Raw genomic sequence first — 5,463 nt, forward strand, 5'->3', positions numbered from 1 at the left:
GACGCACAGCAACCTTCTCACCAGGAGTTTTGGTGTTTCAGCCGCGGCGGCCGAGTCACTACTCTAAACCATTTGGATTTCATTTCGCAAATCAGCCAAGTGCAGTAATTCCGCACAGCTAAACTCGTCGATTCATCTAATCTATCGAAATGGAATCTGCTTGATTGGCGTTCGGTTCCAGTGGAAACGGGGCCGCGCTTGATTCTGAACGAATCTTGTATTGGAGCCCGCTCGCTTCGGTGTTTTCCCGCCTGAGCAGTGATAACTAATTTACACACCTCGGGCACCCAAGGCAACTCGAAATGGTGTGATCCCCATCTCTATTCCCCTGCCGGAATAAACACACCCCACTTATCGCTATTAGTGACACCATGAACAGTATGAGTGCACCCACGGCAGACAACAGCTACCAACCCAACCCAGACAAAACACCTCTGTCCCTGATCGACTTCGCCACCATCTTTTCTGGCGAGCGCCCCGCAGACTCCTACGCCCGGTCCGTCACGCTTGCTCAACGCGCAGAGGAGCTCGGCTACTCCCGCATCTGGTACGCCGAACACCACAACATGTCCTCTATCGCCTCGGCTGCCCCTGCCGTCCTCATTTCTCACGTGGGCGCACACACCTCCCGCATCCGCCTCGGTGCCGGTGGGGTCATGCTCCCCAACCATTCGCCACTCGTCGTCGCAGAACAGTTCGGCACTCTGGCGGAGCTATACCCAAACCGGATCGACCTCGGCCTTGGACGTGCCCCAGGCACCGACCAACGCACCCTCCTGGCACTTCGCCGCGACCCCAGCGCAGCCGACCACTTCCCCTCAGACGTCGCAGAACTCGCCGGCTACCTGAGCGACGAATCCCGCATTCACGGCATCAACGCCACCCCTGGGCAAGGCACGCACGTGCCACTCGTCATCCTGGGATCATCGCTATTTGGCGCCAACCTGGCCGCGCAAATGGGACTGCCGTACAGCTTCGCCTCGCACTTTGCTCCGCAGGCGCTCGAAGAAGCCGTGGCCCACTACCGGGGCAACTACCAGCCGTCAGAGCGCTTCCCGGAACCCTACGTCATCGCCGCCGTCAATGTGACAGCCGCGGACACCGCCGAGGTCGCTGAAGAACACGCTGAGCATGTCCGCCGAGGTCGCGTCAAGGCGTTCTTGGGACGGCAGGCTGGGCGTCGCCTTTCCGACGAAGAAATCGACATGCTGGTCGAATCACCACAGGGCAAGCAGATTATTGCCATGCTCAAGTACTGGGCGATCGGCACTGGTGAAGAGGTGCGGTCGTACTTGACCGACTTCACCCAAACAGCTCGCGCTGATGAACTCATGATCTCGTTGCAGTCCCCAGACACTGACTCAACCATGCGGTCCTTGGAAATTCTGGCCGATGTGTGGGGGATCAGCGGTTGATCGACGCGTGGCCCTCGTTGTGCCTAGTTGCTCAAGCCATTCCTAATTGGAGCGGTACTCCGGTTCAATGACGGGCCACGTGTGCACTGGCTTACCTGACTCCTGATTTTCAATGTACAGGTCCACCAGGCGGGCCAGAGCTGCACGGCGGGCCTCAGTATCAGGCTTTGACACACTTGGGTTCATGGCCGACAACGTTCGCAGCTGCCACACCGCACCGTTCTGACGCGTGGCGGCGCGCTGGTCAATAATGCCCAAATAATAGTCGATGAGCTCAGGATCGACCTTGAGATCTTCCAGACCCTTGCGGGCTCGGTCAAGCAGGTGGTTACGCACTAGCCTTGCCACGTCGATCTTGCCCAAGGTGGGCCATTTGACGCGCGCAAACATACCGTTGCGACATCCTTCATAAAAGTTGGCGCGCGCTTCGTTAAACGACATGCGCGACCACACTGGCCGGTTCTGTTCACTTAAGTAATTGACCATGCCGTAATAAAACGCGGCGTCAGCAACCATGTCAGTTGCGGTAGGCCCAGCTGGGAGCAGGCGGTTCTCCACCCGAACGTGCGCGGTTCCATCTCCTGAGTCGCTGGGCGCGTAAATTGGCCGGTTCCACCGCCACACAGTGCCGTTGTGCAAGTTCAAGTAGTGCAAGGCCGGCGCCTTGCCTTTCATGATGGGCGCGCCGGAATCTTCACGCGACTCCGGTAACAGGGGTGGGAAGTACCGCACATTTTCTTCAAAAAGGTCAAAGATCGAGGTGATCCAGCGTTCCCCAAACCACACCCGAGGTCTTACCCCCTGGACCACAAGCTCCGGGGTTCGCGTGTCAATAGACTGCTCGAACACAGGCACCCTGGATTCATGCCAGAGTTTGCGACCCAAGAACAGTGGGGAGTTAGCGCTCAAAGCAGCTTGCACACCGGCGATCGCTTGAGACGCGTTCCATGCGTCAGCAAACCGGTTGGGTGCTACCTGCAAATGCAACTGCATAGACGTGCACGCCGCTTCCGGGGCAACGTCGTTGAACTCGGCTGAAAACGATTCACGGTTGCTCAGGTCGATGTGTACGAGTTCACCACGGGATTGCACCACCATGTTGGACAGTGCACGGTACCGGTTTTCATCCGTGATCCACTCAGGGGCGTCCAAGAACTCCTTGGTGAGCGTGGGCAGCGTGCCAATTGAGGCAACACGCGCGCCACATTTCTTGGCCCCAGCGCGTGCCGCCAAAAGTCGGGCGTCCAAACCGTTTTCCAGGTTTTTCAGTCCCGCGCCCTCAACAGACAACACCGGGTGGTTGAGTTCGAAGTTAAATGACCCGATCTCTGTTTGAAAGTCAGGGTTATCGATTGCTTCCAACACTTGTTGGTTCACCGGCGCCGGCTGCTGGTTCTCATCCACCAAGTTGAGTTCGAGCTCCAGTCCAATGGTTCCGCGCGCCAAGAAATCCGCGTCCTGCAAATACGCGTCAAAGGTTTCGAGGTCGTGGCCCAGCTGTTTGCGGTAGTCAGTCCGCTGGCGGGGCGTGTAGCTCTGTGCGGAAATTGCGTCACCCATACCCATAGCCTTGCATAACTTGTCACGAATGTGGGACCACAAGCACTAAAGAAAACTGCGAGACTACTATGAAGGCAGCGATGTTTGACAAGGGAGGAAACCGAACATGAATTTTGAACACATTTTGCAACAGTCACACGACCGACTCCCCCAGATGATCGCCGACATCGAACGAGTCATCAACATCGAAACCCCTTCATCGGACAAAGACGCCGTCAAGCGTGGAGCACAAGACTTCGCCTCACTCATGGATGAGCGGTTGAGCGCCACACCCGAACTCGTTGAGATCGACGGGGTGACCCACGTGCGCCTGCGGTTTGGCGACGGGGCCCGCAAAGTCATCTTGGTCAACCACCAAGACACCGTGTGGCCCCACGGAACCCTAGACCGTCTCCCCTTCAGCAACCACGACGGTGTTCTGCGCGGCCCCGGTGTTTTCGACATGATCACCGGCGCCATCATGAGCGTCCACGCAACTGCACTGTTACAGGAAAACGGAACAGACTTAGATGGACTCACCATCCTGGTAACGGGCGACGAAGAAGTTGGGTCAACCACCTCGGCGGACTTCATTGTCAACGAAGCGAAAGGCGCGGCCGCAGCGTTCGTCCTGGAAGCCTCCCAACACGGTGCGCTCAAGGTGGAACGTAAGGGTTCGTCGATCTACACGGTCAACGTTCACGGAAAAGCCGCCCACGCCGGGCTCGAACCAGAAAAGGGCATTAACGCCGGGCTGGAACTCGCCCACCAAATGCAGGTCATCGCAGGCTTCGCCGACGCTGGGGCCGGCACCACCGTGACACCCACCGTGTTTTCCGGCGGAACCACTACCAACACAGTCCCCGCATTCGCCACAGTCAACGTGGACGTGCGCGCTAAAACCGTCGAAGAGCAAGAACGCGTGGACGCACTCATGCGCGGGCTCACCCCGTCTGTTCAAGGCGCGAGGATTGAACTCATCGGTGGCATCAACCGCCCCCCAATGGAACGCAACATGGCGCAAGGACTGTTCGACCGGGCAGTTGAACTGGCTGAAAAACTGGGTATCGAAACTCCAACAGCGGTTGCCGTGGGCGGAGGCTCGGACGGAAACTTCACCGCCGGAGCCGGCGTGCCCACCCTGGATGGATTGGGTGCAGTAGGAGACGGCGCCCACGCCGAACACGAGCACGCGCTGGTCGACCAGATAGCACCTCGGACGGCGCTCCTCGCAGCCCTGATCGCAGACCAACTCGCCTAACAGGCCGGACCACCAGACCACCTCGCCTAACCACCCACGCCCAAGGAGGAACCGTGAAACTGTCATCCATCCGACTGCACAACGTAGCCGTACCGCTGGTCACCCCGTTCGAAACGTCGTTCATGCGCGAAACCGAAAAAGAGTGCTACCTCATTGAGGCGACCTTCGACACCGATTCTGGCCAGGTCACTGGTTGGGGCGAGTCCGTAGCGATGTCGGCGCCCCTGTACTCCTCGGAGTATGTAGAGGGCGGGATCGACGTGACCCGCCGGTGGATCGCCCCCATCTTGTTTGACGTGGAAAACCTGCGCGCCGAGCGCGTCGCCTGGCACTTGCGCCACATCATTGGCCACCAGATGGCTAAAGCAGCCATGGAAATGGCCGTCCTGGATGCTCAACTGCAGGTAGCGGGGCTGTCATTCAAGGACTACCTGGGTGGTGTGACGGACACGGTTCCATCCGGTGTGAGTGTGGGGATGCAGGACTCCATCCCTGAACTGCTCAAAGTCATTGGCGGGTACATGGAAGAGGGTTACGCCCGCATCAAACTCAAGATCAAGCCGGGCAAAGACATCGAACCTGTTGCGGCCGTGCGCAAGGAATTCGGTGACGACTTCCTGTTCCAGGTCGACGCCAACGCCGCCTATACCCTGGTCGACGCCGCCCATCTGAAGAAGCTGGACGACTACGGTCTTCTGCTCATCGAACAGCCACTGGGTGAAGCAGACATTCGCCAGCACGCGTTGCTGGCCAAGCAGATGAGCACGCCCATGTGCCTGGACGAATCGATCGTGTCTGCCGAAGCCGCCGCCGACGCGATCTCGCTGGGCGCCGCCGACGTCATCAACATCAAGCCAGGCCGTGTGGGTGGCTACCTCGAAGCGAAGAAGATTCACGACCTGGCATCAGCTCACGGTGTCGCAGTGTGGCACGGAGGCATGCTGGAGCTGGGAATAGGACGCGCTGCCAACGCGGCGATGGCGTCCCTGCCTGGGTTCACCCTGCCGGGCGACATTTCTGGGTCCAAGCGTTTCTTCCACGAAGACATCACGGAAGAAATCGTTCAGCACGACGGTGTTGTCGACGTTCCCACCGGCCCAGGTTTCGGTGTCACCGTCAACCGTGAAACCCTAGCGAAGTTCACCCGCGACACCATCGACATCACACCCCAGAAGTAGCCGGTTGAGTGGGGCGAAACAGCGCAAAGCGAGCGATACGGCGCGTTATAACGCGCAGTTTCGCTCACTT

At 58.8% G+C, this 5,463-nt stretch carries 4 protein-coding genes; 3 read left to right on the forward strand and 1 reads right to left on the reverse strand.

The annotated features are described in order from the left end of the window. Positions 1-371 precede the first annotated feature (371 nt). Complete coding sequence (locus HMPREF0183_RS11605; RefSeq protein WP_005886389.1) at positions 372-1,415, forward strand: LLM class flavin-dependent oxidoreductase; 1,044 nt, start codon at positions 372-374, stop codon at positions 1,413-1,415. Positions 1,416-1,457: 42 nt separating this feature from the next. On the opposite strand, the gene HMPREF0183_RS11610 is transcribed toward HMPREF0183_RS11605, so the two are convergent. Beyond that, on the reverse strand, positions 1,458-2,975 hold the full coding sequence (locus tag HMPREF0183_RS11610; RefSeq protein WP_040349127.1) for a glutamate-cysteine ligase family protein: 1,518 nt from the start codon (positions 2,973-2,975) through the stop codon (positions 1,458-1,460). 106 nt (positions 2,976-3,081) lie between these two features. Here HMPREF0183_RS11610 and HMPREF0183_RS11615 point away from each other — a divergent pair, with 106 nt between their 5' ends. Both HMPREF0183_RS11615 and menC read left to right on the forward strand, forming a co-directional pair. Beyond that, positions 3,082-4,215 (forward strand): M20 family metallopeptidase, encoded by a 1,134-nt coding sequence (locus tag HMPREF0183_RS11615; protein ID WP_005886393.1) that lies wholly within the window; start codon positions 3,082-3,084, stop codon positions 4,213-4,215. 53 nt (positions 4,216-4,268) lie between these two features. Next, positions 4,269-5,393 carry an o-succinylbenzoate synthase gene (gene menC / locus HMPREF0183_RS11620; protein WP_005886395.1) on the forward strand — a complete coding sequence of 375 codons (1,125 nt, stop codon included), beginning with the start codon at positions 4,269-4,271 and terminating at the stop codon, positions 5,391-5,393. The last annotated feature ends 70 nt before the right edge of the window (positions 5,394-5,463 follow it).

The sequence above is a fragment of the Brevibacterium mcbrellneri ATCC 49030 genome (assembly GCF_000178455.1).
Classification (GTDB): domain Bacteria; phylum Actinomycetota; class Actinomycetes; order Actinomycetales; family Brevibacteriaceae; genus Brevibacterium; species Brevibacterium mcbrellneri.